General features: G+C 74.2%; 24 protein-coding genes and 1 pseudogene. 10 read left to right on the plus strand and 15 right to left on the minus strand.

Annotation, left to right across the window (positions count from 1 at the left end; all coding sequences use genetic code 11):
- Positions 1–9 precede the first annotated feature (9 nt).
- From Actkin_RS15350 to Actkin_RS15360, 3 genes are read left to right on the plus strand one after another with little or no spacing between them, the layout of a single operon-like run.
- On the plus strand, positions 10–1,035 hold the full coding sequence (locus Actkin_RS15350; protein WP_258907726.1) for a FecCD family ABC transporter permease: 1,026 nt from the start codon (positions 10–12) through the stop codon (positions 1,033–1,035).
- Complete coding sequence (locus tag Actkin_RS15355; protein ID WP_229786780.1) at positions 1,032–2,075, plus strand: FecCD family ABC transporter permease; 1,044 nt, start codon at positions 1,032–1,034, stop codon at positions 2,073–2,075. The genes Actkin_RS15350 and Actkin_RS15355 overlap by 4 nt, the downstream gene beginning before the upstream one ends.
- Positions 2,076–2,090: 15 nt before the next feature.
- Positions 2,091–2,900 carry an ABC transporter ATP-binding protein gene (locus tag Actkin_RS15360; RefSeq protein WP_258907727.1) on the plus strand — a complete coding sequence of 270 codons (810 nt, stop codon included), beginning with the start codon at positions 2,091–2,093 and terminating at the stop codon, positions 2,898–2,900.
- On the opposite strand, the gene Actkin_RS15365 is transcribed toward Actkin_RS15360, so the two are convergent.
- The 3 genes from Actkin_RS15365 to Actkin_RS15375 all read right to left on the minus strand — a co-directional run bounded on the left by Actkin_RS15365 (position 2,880) and on the right by Actkin_RS15375 (position 5,194).
- Positions 2,880–3,707: a siderophore-interacting protein gene (locus Actkin_RS15365; RefSeq protein ID WP_258907728.1), complete on the minus strand. Its 828-nt coding sequence runs from the start codon at positions 3,705–3,707 to the stop codon at positions 2,880–2,882. The genes Actkin_RS15360 and Actkin_RS15365 overlap by 21 nt on opposite strands.
- 128 nt (positions 3,708–3,835) lie before the next feature.
- Positions 3,836–4,273 (minus strand): CBS domain-containing protein, encoded by a 438-nt coding sequence (locus tag Actkin_RS15370; RefSeq protein ID WP_189210202.1) that lies wholly within the window; start codon positions 4,271–4,273, stop codon positions 3,836–3,838.
- 84 nt (positions 4,274–4,357) lie between these two features.
- Positions 4,358–5,194, minus strand: coding sequence for an NAD(P)-dependent oxidoreductase (locus Actkin_RS15375; protein WP_258907729.1), 837 nt, complete (start codon positions 5,192–5,194; stop codon positions 4,358–4,360).
- A gap of 60 nt (positions 5,195–5,254) precedes the next feature.
- On the opposite strand from Actkin_RS15375, the pseudogene Actkin_RS32605 reads away from it, so the two are divergent.
- Positions 5,255–5,392: pseudogene (locus Actkin_RS32605) on the plus strand (MerR family DNA-binding transcriptional regulator); the annotation flags it as partial.
- On the opposite strand, the gene Actkin_RS32610 reads toward Actkin_RS32605, so the two are convergent.
- Both Actkin_RS32610 and Actkin_RS15385 read right to left on the minus strand, forming a co-directional pair.
- Positions 5,365–5,565 (minus strand): hypothetical protein, encoded by a 201-nt coding sequence (locus Actkin_RS32610; RefSeq protein WP_309569136.1) that lies wholly within the window; start codon positions 5,563–5,565, stop codon positions 5,365–5,367. The pseudogene Actkin_RS32605 and the gene Actkin_RS32610 sit on opposite strands and share 28 nt — an antisense overlap.
- 40 nt (positions 5,566–5,605) lie before the next feature.
- Entirely contained in the window at positions 5,606–6,592 is a 987-nt protein-coding gene (locus Actkin_RS15385) for a helix-turn-helix transcriptional regulator (RefSeq protein WP_258907730.1), read from the minus strand.
- Positions 6,593–6,675: 83 nt separating this feature from the next.
- Here Actkin_RS15385 and Actkin_RS15390 point away from each other — a divergent pair, with 83 nt between their 5' ends.
- The gene (locus tag Actkin_RS15390) at positions 6,676–7,884 is read left to right on the plus strand and encodes an FAD-dependent oxidoreductase (protein WP_258907731.1); all 1,209 of its coding nucleotides are present in this window, start codon (positions 6,676–6,678) and stop codon (positions 7,882–7,884) included.
- A 509-nt stretch (positions 7,885–8,393) separates the two neighbouring features.
- Here the strand turns inward: Actkin_RS15390 and rox are convergent.
- The gene (rox, locus tag Actkin_RS15395; protein WP_258907934.1) at positions 8,394–9,821 is read right to left on the minus strand and encodes a rifampin monooxygenase; all 1,428 of its coding nucleotides are present in this window, start codon (positions 9,819–9,821) and stop codon (positions 8,394–8,396) included.
- A gap of 187 nt (positions 9,822–10,008) precedes the next feature.
- Between rox and Actkin_RS15400 the strand changes: the two genes are divergently transcribed.
- From Actkin_RS15400 to Actkin_RS15410, 3 genes are all read left to right on the plus strand, one after another.
- On the plus strand, positions 10,009–10,422 hold the full coding sequence (locus Actkin_RS15400; RefSeq protein WP_189210207.1) for a VOC family protein: 414 nt from the start codon (positions 10,009–10,011) through the stop codon (positions 10,420–10,422).
- Between the two features lie 101 nt (positions 10,423–10,523).
- Positions 10,524–10,964, plus strand: coding sequence for a hypothetical protein (locus Actkin_RS15405; RefSeq protein WP_189210208.1), 441 nt, complete (start codon positions 10,524–10,526; stop codon positions 10,962–10,964).
- Positions 10,965–10,974: 10 nt separating this feature from the next.
- Positions 10,975–11,412 (plus strand): hypothetical protein, encoded by a 438-nt coding sequence (locus tag Actkin_RS15410; RefSeq protein ID WP_258907732.1) that lies wholly within the window; start codon positions 10,975–10,977, stop codon positions 11,410–11,412.
- A 171-nt stretch (positions 11,413–11,583) separates the two neighbouring features.
- On the opposite strand, the gene Actkin_RS15415 is transcribed toward Actkin_RS15410, so the two are convergent.
- The 3 genes from Actkin_RS15415 to Actkin_RS15425 all read right to left on the minus strand — a co-directional run bounded on the left by Actkin_RS15415 (position 11,584) and on the right by Actkin_RS15425 (position 14,101).
- Positions 11,584–12,045, minus strand: a complete 462-nt coding sequence (locus tag Actkin_RS15415; RefSeq protein ID WP_258907733.1) for a hypothetical protein — start codon at positions 12,043–12,045, stop codon at positions 11,584–11,586.
- Positions 12,046–12,128: 83 nt separating this feature from the next.
- Positions 12,129–13,286 (minus strand): aminoglycoside phosphotransferase family protein, encoded by a 1,158-nt coding sequence (locus Actkin_RS15420; RefSeq protein WP_258907734.1) that lies wholly within the window; start codon positions 13,284–13,286, stop codon positions 12,129–12,131.
- A gap of 119 nt (positions 13,287–13,405) precedes the next feature.
- Positions 13,406–14,101: a hypothetical protein gene (locus Actkin_RS15425; protein WP_258907735.1), complete on the minus strand. Its 696-nt coding sequence runs from the start codon at positions 14,099–14,101 to the stop codon at positions 13,406–13,408.
- An 82-nt stretch (positions 14,102–14,183) separates the two neighbouring features.
- Here Actkin_RS15425 and Actkin_RS15430 point away from each other — a divergent pair, with 82 nt between their 5' ends.
- Positions 14,184–15,293, plus strand: coding sequence for a M24 family metallopeptidase (locus tag Actkin_RS15430; protein ID WP_258907736.1), 1,110 nt, complete (start codon positions 14,184–14,186; stop codon positions 15,291–15,293).
- Positions 15,290–15,739, plus strand: a complete 450-nt coding sequence (locus tag Actkin_RS15435) for an Lrp/AsnC family transcriptional regulator (RefSeq protein WP_189210214.1) — start codon at positions 15,290–15,292, stop codon at positions 15,737–15,739. Before Actkin_RS15430 ends, Actkin_RS15435 begins: the two co-directional genes overlap by 4 nt.
- Here the strand turns inward: Actkin_RS15435 and Actkin_RS15440 are convergent.
- The 6 genes from Actkin_RS15440 to Actkin_RS15465 form a co-directional block, all read right to left on the minus strand.
- Entirely contained in the window at positions 15,725–16,168 is a 444-nt protein-coding gene (locus tag Actkin_RS15440) for a GNAT family N-acetyltransferase (protein ID WP_258907737.1), read from the minus strand. The genes Actkin_RS15435 and Actkin_RS15440 overlap by 15 nt on opposite strands.
- On the minus strand, positions 16,165–17,292 hold the full coding sequence (locus tag Actkin_RS15445; protein WP_258907738.1) for a DUF418 domain-containing protein: 1,128 nt from the start codon (positions 17,290–17,292) through the stop codon (positions 16,165–16,167). Before Actkin_RS15445 ends, Actkin_RS15440 begins: the two co-directional genes overlap by 4 nt.
- Before the next feature lie 98 nt (positions 17,293–17,390).
- Positions 17,391–18,446, minus strand: a complete 1,056-nt coding sequence (locus tag Actkin_RS15450) for a GDSL-type esterase/lipase family protein (protein ID WP_258907739.1) — start codon at positions 18,444–18,446, stop codon at positions 17,391–17,393.
- Between the two features lie 127 nt (positions 18,447–18,573).
- Positions 18,574–19,236 (minus strand): ABC transporter ATP-binding protein, encoded by a 663-nt coding sequence (locus Actkin_RS15455; RefSeq protein ID WP_258907740.1) that lies wholly within the window; start codon positions 19,234–19,236, stop codon positions 18,574–18,576.
- A complete protein-coding gene (locus tag Actkin_RS15460; protein ID WP_258907741.1) occupies positions 19,233–19,943 on the minus strand; it encodes an ABC transporter ATP-binding protein in 711 nt (236 codons plus the stop codon). The genes Actkin_RS15455 and Actkin_RS15460 overlap by 4 nt, the downstream gene beginning before the upstream one ends.
- Positions 19,936–22,476 (minus strand): ABC transporter permease, encoded by a 2,541-nt coding sequence (locus Actkin_RS15465; RefSeq protein WP_258907742.1) that lies wholly within the window; start codon positions 22,474–22,476, stop codon positions 19,936–19,938. The genes Actkin_RS15460 and Actkin_RS15465 overlap by 8 nt, the downstream gene beginning before the upstream one ends.
- Between the last annotated feature and the right edge of the window lie 27 nt (positions 22,477–22,503).

Consider the following 22,503-nt stretch of genomic DNA (forward strand, 5'->3'; position numbering starts at 1 on the left):
CTAACCGTCATGGCCGTCCAGTCCCCACCGGTCGAGCGCGCCCCCGCGGCGCGCTTCATCGGGCTGCTCGCCGCGCTGGGCGTGCTCGTGGTCGCCGTCGGCCTCAGCGTGTGGGTCGGCTTGAAGGACATCCCGTTCAGCACGGTGCTGTCCGCGCTGCTCGACGGGGACGGCAGCATCGCATCGGTCACCATCCGCGACGTGCGGCTGCCCCGCGCGCTGCTCGGCGTGCTCGTCGGCGCGGCGCTCGGCCTCGCGGGGGCGGTGATGCAGGCGCTCACCCGCAACCCGCTGGCCGACCCCGGCCTGCTCGGCGTCACCATGGGCGCCTCGACCGCCGTGGTGCTCGCGATCTCCGTCTTCGGGATCTCCAGCGTGCTCGGGCACGTCTGGTTCGGGCTCATCGGCGCCGCCCTGGCCTCGCTCATGGTGTACGCGCTGGGCGCGACCGGCAGGCAGGTCGCCACGCCCGACCGGCTCGTGCTCGCCGGGGCCGCGGTCTCTGCGGTGCTGTTCGCGGTCAACTCGGCGATCCTGCTGCTCGACCCGGCGGCGTTCAACCAGTTCCGGTTCTGGAACGTCGGCTCGCTGGCCGGGCGCGAGGTGGGCGTGCTGCCGGTCGTCGTGTGGTTCCTGGCGCCCGGGATCGTCCTCGCCGTGCTCATGGGCCGCGCGCTCAACGCGCTGGCCCTCGGCGACGCCGCCGGGCGCGGGCTCGGCGCGAACGTGGGCCGGATCCGGCTCGTCGGCGTGGCCGCGATCATGGTCCTGTGCGGCGCGGCCACCGCGGCCGTCGGCCCGCTGGTGTTCGTCGGGCTGGTCGTGCCGCTGGTGGCCCGGCTCATCGTCGGCGCCGACCAGCGGTGGGTGCTCGCCTACTCTGCGGTCCTCGCCCCGACTCTGCTGGTCGCCGCCGACATCGTCGGCAGGCTGGTCGTGCAGCCGGGGGAGCTGCAGGTGGGGATCGTGACCGCGGTGCTCGGCGCCCCGGTGTTCATCGCGCTGTGCCTGCGCAAGCGGGTGGGCCAGTGGTGACCGCGCGCGTCACGACAGGCGTCGTCGTCCGGGCGTTCGGCGTCAGCGTCCGCGTCGCCCCGCGCACGCTCGTCGTCGTCGCGGTGCTGGCCGCGCTCGCCGCGGTGGTCTCCGTGCTGTCGATGACCGTCGGCCAGGTCTCGCTCAGCCCCGGCGAGGTCGTCGCGGCGCTGTTCGGCGGCGGCACGCCCGTCTCGGAGATGGTCGTGCTCCGGCTGCGCCTGCCCCGCGCGCTCACCGGACTGCTCGCGGGCGCCGCGCTCGCCGTCAGCGGCGCGCTCCTGCAGAGCATCACCCGCAACGTCCTGGGCAGCCCCGACTTCATCGGCATCACCACCGGGTCGGCCACGGGCGCGCTCATCACGATCATCGTGCTCGGCGGCGGCATGCACCAGACCTCGCTCGGCGCGCTCGTCGGGGGACTGGCCACCGCAGCGGTGATGTACGCGCTGGTGCTGCGCCGCGGCCTGCAGGGCTTCCGGTTCGTGCTCGTCGGCGTCGGCGTCGCCGCGCTGCTGCTGGCGGTCAACTACTACCTGATCACCCGCGCCGACATCTACGACGCCGTCGCCGCGCAGGAGTGGCTGACCGGCAGCCTCAACCTGCGCACCTGGCCGCAGGTCATCGCCATCGCCGTCACCGTCGCGCTGCTGCTGCCGCTGGGCGCGCTGTGGTCGCGCAGGCTCACCGCCATGGAGATGGGCGACCCGATCGCGGGTGCGCTCGGCGTCCCGCTGGTCCCCACCCGGCTCGTGCTGATCGGCGCGGCGACCGGGCTCGCCGCCGTCGCCACCGCCGCCACCGGCCCGATCGCCTTCGTCGCGCTCGCCGCCCCCCAGCTCGCCCGCGCCGTGACCAGGGCCAACGGGCCCGCCGTGCTGACCTCCGCGCTCATGGGCGCGGTGCTGCTCGGCGCCAGCGACTTCGCCGTCCAGCGGATCTTCGGCACCGCCCAACTGCCCGTCGGCATCGTCACCAGCGCCGTCGGCGGGCTCTACCTGGCCTGGCTGCTCGCCGCGCGCTGGCGCGGCCGGACCTGACGAGGAGACCACCCCGTGAGCCGACTGACCGCGGAGAACCTCACCCTGGCCTACGACCGCCGCGTCGTCGCCCGCGACCTGGACGTGGCCATCCCCGACGGCTCGTTCACCGTGATCATCGGCCCCAACGCGTGCGGCAAGTCCACGCTGCTCAACGCCTTCGCCCGGCTGCTCACCCCGACCGCTGGCCAGGTGCTGCTCGACGGCAGGATGATCTCCGGCTACCGGTCCAAGGAGGTCGCGCGCAAGCTCGGCCTGCTGCCGCAGTCCTCCACCGCGCCCGGCGGGATCACCGTCGGCGACCTCGTCGCCCGCGGCCGCTACCCGCACCAGAAGCTGCTGCGCCAGTGGTCGGCCGAGGACGAGGACATCGTGCGCGAGTCGATGGCGCGCACCGGCGTGCTCGACCTCGCCCACCGCCCGGTCGACGAGCTGTCCGGCGGGCAGCGCCAGCGGGTGTGGCTGGCGCTGGTGCTCGCCCAGCAGACCGACATCCTGCTGCTCGACGAGCCGACCACGTTCCTGGACATCGCGCACCAGTTCGAGGTGCTGGACCTGTGCGCCGACCTCAACGAGCGCGAGGGCCACACCCTGGTCGCCGTGCTGCACGACATCAACCAGGCCTGCCGCTACGCCACGCACCTCATCGCGCTGCGGCCCGGCGGGGTGGTCGCCGCGGCGGGCCGCCCGGCGGAGATCGTGGACGCCGACCTGATCGCCGACGTGTTCGGCATCCAGGCCAGGGTCATCGACGACCCGGAGACCGGCACGCCGATGATCGTGCCGGTCGCGCGGACGCGGGCGTCAGCCCCGAGCCTGGCCTAGCTTCCAGTAGCCGGAGAACAGCACCTGCCTGCGGTCCATGCCGCACTCGTGCAGCAGGTGCCTGCGCACGCGCGCCACCATCCCGGCCTCGCCGCACACCCAGGCGAACTCCGGAGCCGCGGGCGGGTTCGCGGTCAGCGCCTCGATCAGCCGGTCGCCGTGCTCGCCGTCGCGGCGCAGCAGGATCGGCTGGACGGCGGCGGCGATGGGGGAGGGGCGGAAGTCCGGCCCGACCTCCAGGTAGACGCGCAGGTCGGGGGTCTCGGCGGGCAGGGACTCCAGGATCGCCGCGAGCGCGGGCAGCGCCGCCTCGTCGGCGACGAGCACCTGCGTGCCGGTCGGCGGCTGGTAGCCGGACCCGCCAGCGCGGAAGCCGACCTCGTCGCCCTGCCGGGCGCCCGCTGCCCAGCGGGTGCCGGGACCCGCGTGCTCGTGCAGCACGAAGTCGACGTCGATCTCGCAGACGGCGGGCCGGTGCGCGCGCACGGTGTACCAGCGCAACTCGGGCCGCTCGTGCTCGCCGATCCGGTGCACGGCCTGGCGGGTGTTGAGCCTGCCCGGGTCCGGCATGACCAGGCCCGCCGGGTGGGGGATGAGCAGGCCGAAGTACTCGTCCGGGCCGGTCACCGCGAAGTCGGCGAACTCCGGCGCGGTCAGCGTCACCCGGCGCTGGTGGGCGCTGAGGTCCTCGGTCCCGGCGACCCGCGCCCGGAACTGCACGGGCGTCTCCCGCCTGCGCGAGGGCGCGGTGACCAGGTTGTTGACCTTGTCGATGAGCTTCATCTGCAAGCGATCCACCCCGTACACGCGGTCTCCTCCCCCAGTAGGATTAGGTAAGCCTAACTTATCTCCTGCTCCTGCGGGTCCGGAACTGTGCTGTGCCCCACGACGAAGGCCGCCGGGACGCTGCCCGGCGGCCTTCGCGGATCGGGACGTCAGTGCGGGGTGTAGACCTTGCCCACGAACTCGGCGATCTTCTCGTCGCTGAGGTTCCGCGCGATCTCGGCCTCGCTGATGATGCCGACCAGGCGCATGCCCGCCTGGGTATCGATCACCGGCAGCCGCTTGATCTGGTGGCGTTCCATGGTGTCGAGCACCTCCTGGACGTCGGCGTCGGCGTCGATCCAGCGCGGCGTGCCCTGGGCGAGCTCGCCCGCCCGCACGCGGCCGGGGTCACCGCCCTCGGCGATGCACCGCACGACGATGTCCCGGTCGGTGATCATCCCGCCGAGGCGGTCGTTGTCGCAGATCGGCAGGGCGCCGACGTCCAGCTCCCGCATCAGCTGCGCGGCTTCCCGCAGACTGCGGTCCGGCGGGATGCAGCGCACGTCCCGGTGCATGATGTCGCGTGCCTTGAGGTTCTTCGAGGTCATCTCCCGTCCTCCTCACGGTGGCCGGTCACGGCGACTCGGCCACGAACCAGGATGAGCCGACCGCCCGGCGCCAGCCACCGCACGCTAGAGCGCCGCGAGCCTGGCGAACCCGTCCGATCCGCGCCCGGCGTCGATCGCGCGCTGCACCTCGGCCCGGGCGGCGCTGAGCACGCCGTTGTCGAGGCCGTTCGCCCGGATGGTGCTCAGGACGTGGTCCATCGCCGCGGCCGCGGCGCTGATCGGGCCCCCGTCGCCGGGGAAGTCGCCCGCTGCCAGCTGCCCGGCGAGCTGGTCGATCATGTCGGGGAAGAAGCCGAGCAGCGCCTTGGCGTGCCCGGCCAGCTCGGTGGCGTCGATGTCCTCCGCCTTGGCCAGGGCGAACGCGTGCACCGCGCCGCTCATCGATGTCCACAGCAGGTCCTGCAGGGCCGCGTCGAACGCGGCGGCCCGGCCGGGGTCCTCGCCGACGTGGGTCGCGTTCTCGCCGAGCGCGGCCAGGGTCGTCCGGTGCGCGGCGTAGACCTCGTGCTGGCCGCTGTAGAACAGCGCCGCCTCCGGGCCGCCGATCGCCTCGGGCGGCGCCATGATCACGCCGTCGAGGTAGTCGGCACCGTGGTCCGCCGCCCACGCGGCCATCGCGCGGGCCTGCTGGGGGGAGCCGCCGCTGAGGTTCACCAGGGTGCGGCCCTTCAGCGTGTCGGTGTCGACGATCTCGCGCGCCACCTCGTAGTCGCGCACGCACACGATGACGAGCGGACTGGCGGCGATCGCGTCGGCGGCGGTGCGCGCCACGGCGGCGTCGAGGTCGTGGTCCTTTCCGGGAGTGCGGTTCCAGACGGTGGTGGGGTGCCGGGCGGCGACGAGGGCGGTGGCCAGGGCGTGTCCCATGGGGCCGAGTCCGAGGACGGTCACTGCGGTCATGCCGGGGAACCTAAACTCTGACATCGGTGTCAGAGTCAACTCGCAACCTCGGGGGCGGCCATGCGGATCGGTGAACTGGCCCGGCGCACGGGCGTCAGCGAGCGGTCGTTGCGCTACTACGAGACGCAGGGGCTGCTGATCCCGGAACGGCGTCCGAGCGGATACCGCGTCTACCGCGAGGCGGATGTGGCGGCGGTGCGGAGGATCCAGATCCTGCTGGCGGCCGGTCTGGGCACGGCGCAGATCGCGGAGATGCTGCCGTGCGTCGTCGACGACGACGGCCTGCTGACCCCGGACTGCCCGGGGCTGGTCGACGCCCTGGTGCGCCACCGCGACCGCATCGACGCCGCGATCGGCGAACTGGAGTCCACCCGCGCCAACCTCGACGCGATCATCGCCAGAAGGCGCCGGTCAGGCGATGGTGATCCAGCGGCGCGCGAGCCGTCGGCAGGCCTCGACGAGCTCGGGCGGGCGGACGTCGGTGAGCTCGGTGTCGAACGTCGCGAGGATGCCTGCGACGCCCGCCCAGGACCAGGCGCCGAGCGTGAGCCTGCAGTGGTCGTCGTCGAGGTGCTCGACGACGGAGCCGCCCGGCGCCCAGCGGGCCACGACGTGGGCGGGCAGGGCGAGCCGGGCGGAGCCGGTGCACTCCCAGTCGGCGGGTGTGTCGCCGCGGTCGGGGCTGCTCATCACGAAGCGGGCGAGGTCGTCGTCGGGGAGCCTGCGGGCGGGGAAGCGCCGTGTCGTGGGGCGGGGGAGGAGCCGGTCGACGCGCAGCACGCGCCAGCGGGCGTCGGTGAGGTCGTAGGCGACGAGGTACCACCGCGCGGCCCAGACGACCAGGTGGTGGGGCTCGACGTGGTGCGCGGGCCGGAAATCGGGCTCGCCCGGTTCGGCGCGGGTGCCGTCGGGCCGCAGCGTCTCGGCGACGAGTAGGCAGCGCTGGCGCACCGCCGCCCCGACGGCGGTCAGTGCGGTCGGGTCGATGGGCGGGCCCGGGAACTCCCAGTAGTTGCGCAGCCGGGTCAGGCGCAGGGACTCCATAGCGGCGCGCAGCGTGGGCGGCATGACCTGGTGCAGGGTGGCCAGCGCCCGCGCGGCGTCGTCGGCGAGGCCGAACATCGTGCTGGGCGCGGTCTGCAGGGCCACCGCGACCGCGAGGGCCTGGTCGTGGTCGAACAGCAGCGGCGGCAGGGTGTGCCCGGGTCCTAGCTGGTAGCCGCCGTCGGGGCCGTGGATGGTGGAGATCGGGTAGTCGAGCCCGCGCAGGGTCTCGATGTCGCGGCGGACGGTGCGCTCGCTGGCCCCGAGCCGGTCCGCCAGTTCCCGCAACGGCCACCGCCGCCCTGATCCGAGCAGGGACAGCAGTCGCAACGCCCGCTGTGAAGTGTTCGCCACGGTCCCATCATCGCCGGTACTGGTCACTCGATGTCCAGTACCGCTGACAGGGTCGGTCCCAGTCGAGCGAAGGGACGGTCGGTATGCGGGTGGTCGTGGTCGGTGGGGGGATCGGCGGGCTCGCCTTGGGGGCGGGGCTGCGGCGGCGGGGGTTCGAGGTGGCGGTGTTCGACCGCGACACGGACGTCACGGCGACCGGCGGCTACCACATCACCCTGGACGAACGGGCGCAGTCAGCGCTGAGCGAGCTGGTGGAACCCCGGATCATGCGGCGGCTGCTGGCCTCGGCCTCGGCCCTGCGCCTCCGCGAGCGCGACGCGTTCTGGGACCGGCGCGGCAGGCTGCTCGGCCACGGCCCGGACCTCAGCGGCAGCCGCAGCGTGGACGTCGACCGCATCACTCTGCGCATGCTGCTCGCCGAAGCGGTCGGCGACGACCTGCACCTGGGCTGCCGGGTGTCCGCGGTCGGCTATGACGACGACGGCGCGCCGCAGGTGCTCTTCGCCGACCGCGAGCCGGTCTCCGCGGACCTGGTGGTGGGCGCGGACGGCGTTCATTCGGTGGTCGCCCGGCATCTGGCAGGCGGCCCGACCAACCGTCCCGCGGGCATCATCGGCTTCTCCGGCCGCACCCTCCGCCGGGACCTGAGCGCGGCCGAACAGCAGCGCCTGCGCCCCCGATCGGGCCTGGCCGTAGGCCCGCACGGCGCGGCCCTCTACATCGGCTACCTCGACCCCACCGGCAACGCCGCACTGGACGCCCCCGAGCTGCGGATGTCGATGACCACCGAACCCACTTACATCTGGGGCGCCATGTTCCCCGCCCCCGACGCCCCATCCGGCGACGATCTGCAGAGCGCACTGTTGGCGAAGTTCCAGGAGCGCGGCTGGTCCGCCCACACCCTTGAGGTCATCACCCGCGCCGCCCCGGACAGCGTCGCCCGCTACCGCTTCAACGCCGCCTCCACCCGAGCCCACGACCTCGCCCCCTGGCCACCGGGAAGAATCACCGCCCTCGGCGACGCCGTCCACGCCACCCCGCCCACCGCCGGAATGGGCGCTGGCGCCGCCATCCGAGACGCCGCCAGCCTGCTCGACCACCTCAGCGAGAGCCCCACCATCACCGAGGCCGTCGGCGGCTTCGAGGCGGAGATGCGCCAGCGCGGCAGCGAAGTCCTCACCCTCGCCATGAAGACCGTCCGCCTCATCCTGGCCACCAACACCCCACTCGGCGCCGCGGCCACCGCCCTGACCACCCCGCTCCTGGCCGCGACCGCCCGCCTCCGCCGCTGACGAGTGGCCCAGAGGCCGACACCTCTCGCCAGAGCGAAGGCGGCGGTGAACTCCCCGGCGCCGATAGCGCGCTCGCTCGCGGGCCGTGAACGCCCGCACACCAGCCGAGGCCACGGCTGAACGGCGCCGAACGACCACCTCAGGGCACCTCGTCTCGCACTCTCTACTCCACTCTCCCCCGAATTTACCTTTTCACTATTCACTATCAAGATAACCAAGAGTGCCTATACAGCCAGCGGCACACCAGTATCACCGCGACCTGACCGAAAGTGTGGCGACCAAAACCAGCCCAGAAGGAGAGCAGTGAGAGGTGGCAACCTTCCGGTGTCCAATTGGGTGAGGAGGACTCACTCGGCAGGGATGCTCCTTTTCGGGAGCGGCTGGAAGCGCATGCCCGGCGACGGCCAAGCCGACTACATCTAGCACCGGTTGGACGGGCGACTGGTACGACTGCACGCCGTAGCTGAAGCGCGCCCTCCCGAGACTCCGAGCCGGGAGGGCGCGTGTCCTCAGTGGGCGGTGCCGAACCAGCGGGATAGGTGGGTGTGCAGGTCGTCCTGGTCTTCGCCTATCCACGCCACGTGGCCGTCGGGGCGGAGGAGGACGGCGGGGGCGTCGAGTTCCTCGCTGGCGTCGACGACGTGGTCGACTCGGTCGGACCAGCCTGCGGTGGAGAGTGTGGCGGTTTGGTCGAGCAGGAGGCCGCGGCCGCGGTGCATCAGCTCGTACAGGCGGCCCCGCTTCAGCGGCACGTCCCGCAGGCGTGTGCCGAGGAGGGGGTGGCCGTCGCCGAGGTCGTAGCGGATGGCGGTGGCGGTGATCTTCTCGGTGAGGCGGCGGTTGACCTCGGGGAGGTCCATCAGCTCCGACAGGAGCCTGCGCACGGCCTGCGGGCCCGGCTCGGGGGAGAGCAGCTGCATCTGGGCGCGGGTGTTGTCGAGGACGTCGGCGGCCACGGGGTGGCGTTCGCTGTGGTAGGTGTCCAGCAGGCCCTCGGGCGCCCAGCCCGCGATCTGGGCGGCCAGTTTCCAGCCGAGGTTGGCCGCGTCCTGGATGCCGAGGTTGAGGCCCTGTCCGCCGACGGGAGGGTGGATGTGGGCGGCGTCGCCCGCCAGCAGGACGCGGCCGACCCGGTAGCGCTCGGCGAGGCGGGTCGCGTCGCCGAAGCGGGAGAGCCAGCGTGGTGAGTGCGCGCCGAAGTCGGTGCCCGCGACGGCCCGCAGTTGCCGCCTGAACTCGTCCATGGTCGGCGGCGTGGCGCGGTCGTCGGCCACCGCCGCCGCGGGCACGACGACGCGGTGGACGGTTCCGTCGCCGATGGGGCCGACGCCGAAGCGCTTCTGGGTCTCGCGGACCTCGGCGACGATCGCGGCCAGCGTCTCCGGCGGCGTGGTCACCTCCATCTCGCCCAGCAGGGTGTCGACGCGGCTCGGCTCGCCGGGAAAGGCGACGCCTAGCAGCTTGCGCACGGTGCTGCGGCCGCCGTCGCAGCCGACGAGGTACCGCGCGCGGAGCTGGCCGCCGTCGGCGAGTTCGACCGTCACGCCGTCGTCGTCCTGGCTCAGGCCGACCAGTTCGCGGCCGCGCTGGAGCTCGGCGCCGAGTTCGGTGGCGCGGTCGGTCAGGAGGCGGTCGGTGGTGGGCTGGGGGATGGCGAGGACGTAGGGGTGGGCGGTGTCCAGGTCCTCGGGCGCGGGTTTGGCGATGGCGGCGAAGAATCCGCCGAGCGGGTGGCGTGTTCCATGCTCGAGGAACCGCTGCAGGAGTCCGCGCTGGTCCATCACCTCGATACTGCGCACGTGGAGGCCGAGCGAGCGGACGAATGTGCCCGGCGTCGGGTCCTTCTCCACCACGACCACGCGCACGCCGTGCAGGCGCAGTTCGCAGGCCAGCATCATGCCGGTCGGTCCGCCGCCTGCGATGACCACGTCGATCACGTAACCCCCGTTTGTTTCCATGAAATCGAATTCGGACGCAGAGTGTGCGGGACGGCCCCGGTCTTGCCGCAAGTCCCCCGGTGCGCTATAAGTTGGAGGTGGCAAGGAGTGGTTTATCTCCTTGCCTTTTTGTTTTCGTGGGCTGAACGGAGAACGAGGACATGCTGAGTGACATGGGGGTGCGGGCGTGAACTGGACGCTGGAGGTGATCGTCGTCCCGGTGTCGGATGTGGACCGGTCGAAGCGGTTCTACGCCGAGGTGCTGGGGTTCGCGGTCGACCACGACACCGAGGTCGGCGGCGGGCGGCGGATCGTGCAGCTGACGCCGCCGGGGTCGGGGTGCTCGGTGGTGATCTCCGACGCGCTGTCGGAGATGGCGCCCGGGTCGCTCAAGGGCGTCCAGCTGGTGGTGAATGACGTGCGCGCGGCGCGCGAGCAGTTGCTGTCGCGGGGGTTCGACCCGGGGGAGGTCGTGTTCGTGGGCCGGGAGGGGATGCGTCCGGCCACCGAGGAGGACGACCTGAACAACCAGGGGTTCCTGTTCTTCGCCGATCCGGACGGCAACGGCTGGGCCGTGCAGCAGATCACCGCTCGGCCGTGATCCCGAGGGGGTGGTGACGCGCTGCTCCGAACGGCCCAACCTCCGTTTTGCCGGTCGGGGCCAGTGGTAGCCATCGGGCAAGCGACCTTGAAGGAGATCCGATGTCCACTGGAGCGATCATCGGCATCGTCGTCGCCGCGGTTGTCGTGCTCGGCCTGTTGGTGCTGGCGGCGGTCGTGCTGCGGCGCAGGCGGTCCGGTTTGGCGTTGCGCCCGTTGGAACCGAGGGCGCGGGAGCAGTTCAGCAGGCGGTGGGCGCGGGCGCAGGAGCAGTTCGTCGACCGTCCGGACGCCGCGTTGGCCGAGGCCGAGCGAATCGTCACCGACGTGATGACCGAGCGCGGCTACCCGGCGATCGCCGACCACGACCGCCGCGAGGCCGATCTGCCCCGCGGCGACCGTGAGCACTACCGCGCCGCCCACTCCGTCCTGGAGCGCGTGCCCAACGGCGCGTCCACTGAGGACATGCGGGCGGCCATGGTCCGGTACCGCAGCCTGTTCCAGGACCTGATCGGCGACGACCGCGCCAAGGCGAGCCACTGAGGAGGACAGCATGCGTTCCACCGACCACCGCCGCGGCGTCGAGGACTGGCAGGGCGGGCCCGACGGCCATCCGACCCCGGACGACGCGGGCACCCCGTCCCGTCACCCGGAGGCACGGCGCCCGGAGGCCCGTCGTCCGGAGGCACGGCACGGCGAGCAGTCCACCGCGGATGAGCGGACGGCGGCGATCCCGACCCAGCGCGACGGTGTCTTCACCGCGCAGGAGGCCGACGGTTACCGCGACCGCTGGCACCGGGTGCAGGGCGCCTTCGTCGACAACCCGTCGGTCGCGGTGGAGGAGGCGGACAAGTTGGTCGTCGACGCCATCCGCACGCTCTCGGAGCACAAGCGCTCCCTGGAGCGCTGGCGTGAGGGCGCGGAGACCGAGGAACTGCGTCAGGCCCTCCAGGGCTACCGGTCCTTCCTGGACCGGCTGCTGAAGGTCTGACCGGAACACCCAGTGGGGAGTCCCGCCATCGCGGCGGGGCTCCCCACTGTCGTCCGCCCGGCCTCGGTTCCGGTGGCCGGGCAATCGCTTTCCGCTGCTGCCATCGTCCAGGACGGACTCATCGGTGGGATGATCCACTGATGCCGTCCGGGCCCCGCCGGGGCTGTGGGCTCAGTCGTCGGGGCTGTCGGCTTGCCAGGGGCTGTCGGCCGAGTCCACCGGGGGCGCGGGGCGGCGGGCCGGGCTGTCGGCGGATTCCACCTTCGGGCGGACCACCCGCGTCGCCGGGCTGTCGGCCGAGTCGAGGCCGAAGCCGCCGGACGGGGAGGTACGAGCGGGCGGGTCGGTCGGGGAGGCGCCGGAGTCCGTGGATTCCGGCGAGTCGTTCACGGACGCGGTGGGGGAGTCGGCCGATTCCGGGGAGGGGTCGCTTCGGTCGGGGGTGTTCGCCGAGTCGGCGGGGGAGGCGGTCGGGGAGTCGGCGGATTCGGGGGAGGCGTCGGCCAGTTCGATCGCGCCCACCGGTTCCCTGTCGTGCGCCTCTCCGGCGTCGGCGAGGGCGACGGCGGTCGTGCCGAATCCGGCGAGCGCGAGTGTCGCGGTGGCTACCAGCCAAGGGCGCCGCATCGTCATGGTTGATCCCTTCCTGTTCTGTCGGACATCTCAAGCCTCGTGGGCGTGGATGAGTGGGGGCCGAGTGCGGCGTGAGGGTTTCCTCATGACCATTCGACCCACTGCTGGGCCAGTCGCAGGCGGGCGCGGGTGTTCTCGCGCCATCGTGGTTCCTGGACGCGGTGGGGTCCGGTGGCCAGTGACAGCACGACGGCGGCGGTGCGGCGGCGCAGGGCCGAGGGGCACAGGTCGCGTTCGAGGCGTTCCTGCAGTCGGGTGCCCGTGGCGGTGATGGCGGGTGCGCGGTCGGGGCGGAGTTGGGCGAGGACGGCGAGGTGGCCGAGCAGGCAGGCGGCGTCGTCGAGGCGTTCGCCCTGTCCGGTGGTGTCGAGGTCGAGCAGGCCGGTGGGCAGGCCGGACTCGACCATGAGCTGGGCTTCGTAGAAGTCGCCGTGGACGGGGACGGTGGGGCCTTCCGGGCTGGGGTGGTCGACGGCGGTGGCCAGGTCGGTGGCCCAGGCGCCGAGTTCCGGGGCGATGCCCGCGATGACGCGCGCGTAGTGCGGGGCCTTGCGTCCCCAGGTGTCGCGGTGTTCGGCGATGTGGGGGAGCCGGTCGAGCAGGGTGATGACCGCGTCGGGGTCGAGGTGGGGTTCGCCGGGGGCCAGGAGGGTCTCGCGGAGGGTGCGGCCGGGGAGGGCGGTCAGCACCACCAGGCCGTCGTCGGTCCAGCCGAGGGAGCGCGGGGCCGGGCAGTCGTGGGCGGCGCGGTGGCGGGCGTGCAGGGGTTGGGCGCGGGTGGGTCGCACGACCTTGACGAACACGGTGCCGCCGGTCGTCTGCGCCTGGATGACGGCGCGGCGGCGTGGTCGGTAGGCGCGGAGCCGGATCGTGGCGGGTGTGCCGTCGCCGAGGCCGAGGTCGGCGGCGAGTCGTCCGAGGCGGTGGGGGTCGGTGGCGTGGGGGAGGCCGGGCAGGTCGGGGTCGTGGGGGAAGCGCCAGAGGCCGATCTCGGTGTCGCCGTCGCGGAGGCGGGCGGTGGCGGCGGGGAGGTCGCCGTGGCAGGCGCCGAGGGTCTCGGTGGTCTCGGCGCCGTCGGCCCAGCGGACGCGGGCCCGGTAGGCGACGGTGGTGCCGGTGCCGGGTTGGTGGTCGACCTGGCGTGGGGTCCAGCGGAGGAGTTCGCCGCCTGCTGCGGCGAGTGCGGCGGCCAGGGGGTCGGCCGCGTCCGGTCCGGTCAGCAGTCGGAGCCCGTCGTTCATGGGGTCAGGGTCGTCGGGGGGTGTGAGGGGTGGCTGAAGGGCGGATGAGCGCGGCTTCATGTCTCAACCTCTACTTGAGGTTGACCCTCAAGTAGAGGTTGAGCATTGCCGTTGACCTGCTATAACCGTGTGCCGGTGAAGGTGGCGGTGAAGTCGACCGGCGGCGCCGCCAGACACGGCCCGCGCGCGGTGACCGATCCCGTCACCGCCCCGCTGGCCCCGAAGCGCACCTCCATGCGCCCCTCGGACACCGGGTGCAGGCACTCCAGGGGCCCGATGAAGGCGTTGAGCCCGGTGACCGCCGGGTCGGCATCGACGGTCACCGTCGCCCCCGCGGCGCTCGTGCGGGCGAGGTCGGTGTCGGCCACGCCGACGTTCGGGAAGCAGCCGGTGTTGCTGCCGAACCACACCGCCCCGGCCTCCGGGGTGGCGAGCGGGAAGCCGGAGGCCAGGCAGACGTCGAGCGCGTTGACGCCGTTGGGCGTGCCGGTCTCGGTGATGGTGCCGGTGACGGAGAGCTGCGCGGGCCGTTCGACGGGCTGCCCGTCGAGGGTCCCGGTCAGCGTCACCGCGTACTCGCCGAGCTGGATGTCGGGTTCGACGGCGGCGCTGGTCGTGGTCGGCGGGGCGCTGACCGTGGCGCGTGCGGTCGTGCTCGGCGGCGGTGGGGTCGTCGTGGTCGGGCTGGCGCTGGTGGGGGCGGTGGTCGTGGTGGTGGGCGCGGGTGTGGCGCGCGCCACGGGCGCGCCCGGTTCGGGGCGCGCGCACGCGGTCAGCGCGGCGATCAGGGCGGTGAGGACGACGAGACGGGCCATCACAGGCGGCGTCGCCCGGTTCGGCGCCGGTGTTACCGCGTCGCGGCGGTGGGGCGGGGCGGTGGGCCGATAGGCTGATCGCATGGCGAGCACGGACCAGGACATCGCGCGGACGCGGCTGGATCGAGCCCGGCGGGCGGCGGTGGCCGCCGGGGTGGACGCGCTGGTCGTCGCCCCCGGCTCGGACCTGCGGTACCTGATCGGGCAGGCCGGGCATTCCTTCGAGCGGCTCACGGCGCTGCTGGTGCCCGCCGAGGGCGAGCCGGTGCTGGTGGTGCCCAAGCTGGAGGCCCCGGGCTTCGGCCCGCTGGGCGGGCTGGGCGTGCGCGTGGCGACCTGGGTGGACGGTGAGGACCCGTACCGGCTGGCGGCGGAGGTCGTCGCGGGCGCGGGCCGGGTGGCCGTCGGCGACATGCTGCCCGCGCTGCACGTGCTGGGCCTGCGGGCGGCGCTGCCGGGCGCCGAGCAGGTGCTGGCCGGGCCGGTGCTCAGCGGGCTGCGGATGCGCAAGGACGCCGCGGAGGTCGCGGCGTTGCGCGCGGCGGGCGAGGCGATCGACCGGGTGCACGCGCGGATGGGCGAGTGGCTGCGGCCGGGGCGCACGGAGGCGCAGGTGGCCGCGGACATCGCCGAGGCGATCGTGGCCGAGGGGCACAGCAGGGCGGACTTCGTGATCGTGGGGTCCGGGCCGAACGGGGCGAGCCCGCACCACGAGGTGTCGGACCGGGTGATCGAGGCCGGGGACGTGGTGGTGGTCGACATCGGCGGGCCGACGCCGGAGGGCTACTGCTCGGACAGCACGCGCACCTACAGCCTGGGCGAGCCCAGGGAGCCCGACGTCGCCGAGGCGTACGCGGCGCTGGAGGCGGCGCAGGCGGCTGCGGTGGCCGCGGTGCGGCCGGGGGTGAGCGCGGAGTCGGTGGACGCCGCGGCGCGGCAGGTGCTGGCGGAGGCGGGGCTGGCGGAGTTCTTCATCCACCGCACCGGGCACGGCATCGGCCTGGACGTGCACGAGCACCCGTACATCGTGGCCGGGAACGGGCTGGTGCTGGAGCCGGGGATGGCCTTCAGCGTGGAGCCGGGGGTGTACCTGCCGGGGCGGTGGGGCGCGCGGATCGAGGACATCGTGGTGGTCACCGAGGACGGGGTGGCGGCGTTGAACAACCGCCCGCACGGGCTGGCGGTGCTGTGACCGAGTTGGAGCCCATCGACGCGGCGATCGTGCGGGTGCTGTCCGACGATGGGCGCTGCAGTTTCACCGATCTCGCCGAGCGGGTGGGGTTGAGCGTGTCGGCGGTGCACCAGCGGGTGCGCAGGCTCGAGCAGCGCGGCGTGGTGCGCGGGTACGCCGCGCGGCTGGACAGCGAGGCGATCGGGCTGCCGCTGACGGCGCTGATCTCGCTGACGCCGATCGATCCGGCCGCGCCGGACGACTACCCGCAGCGGCTGGAGCACATCCCGGAGATCGAGTCGTGCTACTCGGTGGCCGGGGACGAGTCGTACGTGCTGCTGGTGCGGGTGGCGGGGCCGACGGCGCTGGAGGACCTGCTGCGCAAGATCCGCGAGTCGGCGAAGGTGTCCACGCGCACGACGGTGGTGCTGTCGACCCCGTACGAGGGGCGTTCACCCGCGCTCTAGCCGGAAGGTGACCACGGTCAGCCCGGGTTCGGGCTGGAACTGTCCGGTGCGGGTGAAGCCGTGGCGCTCGTAGAGGGTGATGGCGGGGGTGTTGGCGGCCGCGGTCGAGACGGTGACCGGCCCGCTGGTGCGGGCGAGCAGGGCGCCGAGCAGCGTGGTGGCCAGGCCGCGGCGGAAGTGGTCGGGGTGCACGCACAGCCGGTCGATGTCGACGACCTCGTCCTCGACGGTCCAGGCGATGATCGCGTCCGGGGCGCCGACGCCGAGCCAGCGCAGCGGCAGGGCGCGCAGTTCGGCGAGGGTCTCGCGCAGCGCGGGGATGGCGTCGGAGCCGATGAGGCCGGCCTCGACGCGGTAGGCCGCCCGCACCACCTCGTGGGCGGTGCGGGCGGTGGTGTCGTCGGTCAGGTCGAGTTCGCGCGCGGTCACACGGTGGTTTCTACCCGCCGCCGCTGCGGGGCCAGGTACAGGCGGTGCCAGACGGTCTCGATGGGGCCGCGTTCGAAGCGCCGCGTCCACCCGGCGGCCCCGGCCATGAGCAGCGCGGTGACGGTGAGCCACGCGCCCGCGGTGAGCCAGGGGCCGTGGTGGCCGAACCGGTCGGCCAGGCCGAGGCCCCAGTCGTAGCAGAGGGCCGAGGCGATGAGGTTCTGCAGGATGTAGCAGCTCATCGCGCAGCGTCCGACGGCGGTGAGCCCGGCGCGCAGCGGCCCCGGCCGGGGGCGCATGCGGTGCACGACGGCGGTGATCGCGCCGAGCAGGCCGAAGGCGACCAGCGGCGCGCACAGGTAGCGGTCGACGAGGAACCACGACGGCCCGGCGAGGGCGGCCAGGAAGTTCAGCGGCACGCCGACGCCGATGCCCCAGCCGATGAGGCGGGCGCGCAGCGCGGCGCCGCGGGCGGTGTCGGTGAGCGCCCCCGCCCGCCACAGCAGCACCCCGGCCAGGAACAGCACGGTGGACAGCGGCAGCACGAACAGCCCTTCCGCGCGCAGCGTCACCCAGTGCTCCAGGCGCATGGCGACCTGCCCGGTCCAGGTGTCGGGTGCGGGCAGCCCGCCGCCGTCGACGGCGCCGCCCGTGGCGGTCATCGCGGCGGTCAGCAGCGCGACCGCGGCGACGTGCAGGGCGCCCGCGGTGATCATCCAGGCGCGGATCGTCCGCTCGGAGTGGGCGGCGAGGTAGGCGACGATGACCGAGACGACGGCGTAGAAGGCGAGCACGTCGCCCTCGAAGACCAGGATGTAGTGCAGGACGCCCTCGGCGAACAGCAGGGCGGCCCGCCACAGGTACCAGCCGGGCCAGCGGGCGCCGCGGCGGCGGGCGGAGCCGAGCTGGATGGCGATGCCGATGCCGAACATGATCGACAGCAGGCCGAGGAACTTGCCGTTGCTGATCGTGCGCAGGATGGTCTCGCCGGTGCCCGCCGTGGCCGTGTCGGCGAGGAACCCGGCGAACCCGCCGGGGTTGGTGAAGATCCAGATGTTGGTGCCCAGCGTGCCGAGGATCGCCACCCCGCGCAGCGTGTCCAGGGCGGTGACGCGTGTGCTCACGAAAGTTCTCCCCCTTCTCCCTGGCGAGCACGCTAGGGGCGGGCGGCGCGCCGGGGCGTCCGTCGTCGGGGGGAGGGCGGGTCGGCGGTTGGGGTGAGTCAGGGGCCGATGGCGGGGGCGGGGTGCAGGTCGCCGTCCGCGCCCGCCAGGCAGGCCGCGGCGGTGTGGTCGGTGCCGAGGAACTCCCCGAGGCAGCGGCCGAACTGGGTGTGCCCGGCCGCGTTGGGGTGGAAGGACTCCTGCATGGCGTGCCCGGCGCGGGCCTCGTCGCGCAGGTCGTCCCAGCGCACCGACAGCCGGGAGAACCACTCCTGGGCGGGGTCGCGGTGCGAGCAGGCCTCGCGGCCGACCCCGGCGCGGGAGAGGTCGAGGAAGCGGGCCTCGGCCGCGCGGGCGGCGCGGCGGATGCCGTCGGTGATCTCGGGGACGGCGCGCTCGCGCACCCAGACCAGGTCGTCGCGGCGCAGCGGGCAGCCGTTGAGGTTGCGCAGCTCCTCGAGCATGTCCGGGCCGACGGGGGCGGCGTAGGACTGCAGGACGAGGGTGTAGTCGGTGGGGGCGTAGCCCGCCTGGGCCATGACGTGGCGGATGTCGGCGAGGGCGGCGGTCACCTTGGGCACCATGGCCTCGACGCGGCGCGGCCACTCCTGGCCCATCTCGTCCGCGCAGCTGGGCCGGTTCGGGTCCAGCCAGGCCTGCACGCAGGCGTCGAGGACGTTCGAGAAGCGCGGGTCGTCGTTGGCGCCGACGGCGACGACCACGGCCACCACGCGGCGTTCGCGGGCGAGCACGCCGAGGCGCCGCGCCTGCGACGGCTCGCCGTACTGCTGGGCGTCGCCGAGGCCGACCTGCGCGGAGCCCGCGCCGGAGCAGGCGAGGTTGACGGTCTCGTCGATGCCGCGCAGCCCGGTGGCGTGGATGCCCGCGTGCTCGGAGCGGTGGCACCAGTTGCCGCCGCGGCCGTCGGTGCCGGGCAGGTAGTCGCCCGCGGCCTCGCCTGCCATGGTGCTGTCGCCCATCGCGACGAGCACGCGGGGCACCCCGGCGGGCGGGGCGGGGGCGGGCGGGGGTTCGGGGTCGCCGAGGATGAACAGGCCGCCGACCAGCGCGGCCACGGACAGCAGGGCGGCTGGCCAGACGATCTTGCGGTTCATCACCGCAGAGTCTAGATGCCCTCGGCGGCGCGCAGGCGACGACGATCGACCGGGTGCGTCCGGCCGCGGCGCCGCTCCCGGATGGCCCCGGCGGCGCGCCGCGGCCGACTCGGCGCCGGGTCGGGGGTCAGGCGGCGATGCGGCCCTCGACGAGGGCGAGGCGGCGGTCGGCGATGGTGTGGACCTGGTCGTGGTGGGTGGCCACCAGCACGGCGGTGCCGGTGTCGGCGACGCGGCGCAGCAGGCCCAGCACGGCGGGGATGCTGCCGTGGTCGAGGTGGGCGGTGGGCTCGTCGGCCAGCAGCACGGCGGGGCGGCCGACGGCGGCGCGGGCGAGCGCGGCGCGCTGCTGCTGGCCGTAGGAGACCTCGCCGGGGTAGCGGTCGCCGAGGGCGCCGATGCCGAGTTCGCCGAGCACGTCGGCGACCCGGGCGTCGACGTCGGCGGAGTCGCCGGACAGGCGCAGCGGCAGGGCGACGTTCTCGGCCAGGGTCAGCTCGGCGGACAGGCCCAGCGCCTGCGGCAGGACGGCGCAGTCGCGCCACGGCGGCGCCGAGTCGACCACCCGGCCGCGGACGGTCACGGTGCCGCTGTCGGGGCGGTCGAAGCCGCACAGCAGCGCGAACAGGGCGCTCTTGCCGGAGCCGGAGCGGCCGGAGACGGTGACCAGCTCGCCCGCGGCGACGTCGAGGTCGACGCCCCTGAGGACCGGCAGCGGCCCGTCGGGGTGGGGGAAGGCGCGGGTGAGGCCGCGCGCGGTCAGCTCGGGCTGTGTCGACGGTGCGCTCACGCGGCCTCCTCGATGCGGCCCTCGCGCAGCCGCACGACGCGGTGGGCGCGGGCGATGACCTCGTCGTCGTGGGAGGCCACGACGACCGGGACGCCGTCGGCGACGAGCCGGTCGACCACGTCGAGCACGAGCGCGGCGGAGGCGGCGTCGAGCTGGGAGGTGGGTTCGTCGGCGAGCACGACGGCGGGGCGGCGGGCCAGGGCGCAGCCGAAGGCCAGGCGCTGCTGCTGGCCGCCGGAGAGGGCCTCGACGCGCCAGTCGGCGGTGTCGGGGATGCCGAGCCAGCCGAGGACGGCGTCGGGGTCGGCGGGCACGCGGGCGGACTCGGCGGCGGCGCGCAGGTTCTGCCCGACGGTGAGGTGGCCGATCAGGTTCTCCGGCGGGTACTGCACGACCAGGGCGATGCGGTCGCGGCGCAGGAGGCGGCGCTGCCGGTGGCCGAGGCCGCCGACGTCGCGGCCGGAGACGCGGACGCTGCCCGCGGTGGGGCGGTCGATGAGGCCGAGCACGCGCAGCAGGGTGGACTTGCCGGACCCGGAGGGCCCGGCGAGCACGGTCAGCCCGTCGGCGGGGACGGTGACAGTGACCTCCTCCAGGGCGGGCACCGGCCCGGCGGGGGTCGGGTACTCCACGCGCACGCGGTCGACCTCGAACAGCGGGGCGGGTCCCTCGGCGAAGAGGGGGTCGTCGGTCAGCAGTTCAGCCACGGATCAGCTCTCCCACTCGGGCGGTGGTCACCGACCGCACCGCCGACCAGCACACCAGGGCGACCACGGCGAGCGCGGTGGCCAGCGTCGTGGACACCAGCCCGACGAGGTCGGGGGCGGCGGCGACGGGCCGCAGCCACGGCGAGGGGTCCAGCATCGGCGAGGCCACGGCGGTGCACGCCCATCCGGCGGCGGCGCCCGCGGCGACCGAGAGCCCGGCCAGCGAGCCCAGTTCCAGCAGGTGGCTGGCGACCAGGGTGCGGGGGCGCAGGCCCATGCGGGTGGCCAGGGCCCCGGCGAGGGCGTTCTGGCGCCTGCGCACCTCCACGGCCAGCAGCAGCGCGGCCGCGGCGACCACGGCGAGGACGAAGCCCAGGGCGGTGACGAAGTCGAAGGTCCAGCGCACGGTCAGGAACGGCAGCCCGTCCAGCGCCTCGCTCTTGCCTCGGGCGTGCAGGTGGTGCAGTCCGGCGGCGTCGAGGTCGGAGAGCAGCAGGTCGACGGGTTTGGGCGACCAGATCTGCCAGACGTCGATGTCGCCGGGGTCGGGGATGGCGGCGGTGGACACGACGTAGCCGCGGTTGCCGACCAGGGGGAAGGCGGGCAGGTGGTCGACGGGCTCGACGTCGCCGATGCGGGGCAGCCGCACCCGCTGGTCGGGTGCGGAGCCGACGCGCAGGGTGGGCAGCGCCCCGGCGGCGGGGGCGTCGAGGCGGGCCAGGCGGGCGGCCAGCTCGGCGCGGTCGCCGTCGACCCAGGCGATGGTCGCGAAGGTGGCCGGGTCGACGGCGAGGATGACGTCGTCCTGGCTCTTGAGGACGCCGACGAGGGTGGTCTGGGCGGCCAGCAGCGGCGGCAGCCCGGTCTCGGTGGCGACCCTGGTGGAGATCTGGGCGCTGGACTCGGCGCCGACGAAGAGCCCGGACTTGGTGTCGAAGGCGTCGTCCTGGGCGGTGGCGATGCCCACGCCCACGGTGAGCGTGCCGACGGCGAGCGTGCCGACCAGCAGGATCCCGACGGCCGACCCGGCGGCCGCGGCGAGGCGGCGGACGGCGAGCTGGGCGGCCGGGACGCGCCACCAGCGCAGCCGGTGGGCCGCGCGCAGCCCCCACCGCACCAGCCGCACGGCGACCAGGGCGACGGTCAGCACCACCAGCAGCGGGAAGGCCAGGCCGACGGCGTCGGGCTGTTCGGGCAGCGGCTGCCCGAAGGCCATGCGCACCGGGGTGGCGTCCAGCCGCGCCCACGCCAGGTAGGCGGCGACGCCGGTGGCCAGTTCCCAGGGCAGGTAGCGCAGTCCGCGCCAGAGGCGCCTGCGCCCGCCGGTGGCCTGGAAGGCGCGGTGGGTGTGGGCGACGGTGACCGCGCCGGTCACCAGCAGCGCCGCGGCGAACACGCCGGTGGCCACGAGCGCGGAGACGACCGCGGTGCCGTCGCTGAGGTAGGGCGAGGGGGCGTACCAGGGCAGGGCGAGGCGGGCGATGAGCCAGCCGAGGACGGCGCCCGCCAGCAGCGGCGCGGCCAGTTCGAGCACGGCGCGCCCGCCGAGGGCGCGGGGCCCGGCGCCGCGCGCCCACAGCAGCCGCAGCTCGGCGCGGCGGCGCTGGCACCACTGCACGGTGACCGCGGCGACCCCGGCCAGGCCGACGAGCAGGCTGACGATGGTCAGCGGCAGCACCGCGCCGAGCACGGTGTCCCCGGCCTCGCGGCTGACCTCGACGGGGGTGGCGAAGTAGTTGCCGGTGATGACCATGTTCGGGCGCGGCAGCATGGCCTCGATGGCGGGCAGCATGGCCGCGCCGCGGGCGGCGACGTCGGCGCCCTCGTCGGCGGTGCGCGGCAGCCGCTCCAGCGGGAAGCGCACCGAGACGGTCACCGAGTCGCCCGCGATGTCGTCGAAGGCGGCGACGAAGGAGTCGCGGTCGGGGAACAGGACCAGCGCGCCCGCGCCGCCGTCGGGGGCCAGCGGGTTGACCACGGCCTCCTCGCGCTCGGCGCACCAGTAGTCGCCGACCGGGTCGGCGAGGTCCTCGTAGATGGCGGTGACGCGGGGGAAGCCGGGCAGGGCGACGGTGTCGCCGAGCCGCACGTCGCCGTCCTCGGCGACAGTGCGCGGCACCCACAGCCCGTCGCGGGAGCCGCCCTGCAGCACCGTGAGGTTGTCCATGGCGCCCTCGCGCCAGCCGAAGCGCGACCACGGGTGCAGCCCGCTGTCCCAGGTCCACTGCCGCACGGGGGAGTAGAGCGCGCCGATCGGGGCGGGGAAGCCGTGGCGGGGGGCCTGGGCGGCGGCGGCGTCGATGACCGCGGCGCCCTCGCCCGCGGTGACGCGGCGGTGGTCGATCACCGGGGCCACCGACTGCGGGCACAGCCTGCCCGCCTGGTAGCCGGCGGCGGCGTTGCCTGCGGCGTCGGAGTGCAGCACCGCGGCGGCGCCGACGAAGGTGAGCAGCAGGGCCGCGACCACGGCGACCAGCACCGTCAGCGGGCTCGACAGGGCCGCGCGGGGCGCGGATCTCCAAGGCAGCTGCATGGCGGCACGTTACCCGGCGTTCATCCG

The organism is Actinokineospora sp. UTMC 2448, assembly GCF_024760565.1.
In the GTDB taxonomy this organism is placed as follows: Bacteria; Actinomycetota; Actinomycetes; order Mycobacteriales; family Pseudonocardiaceae; genus Actinokineospora; species Actinokineospora fastidiosa.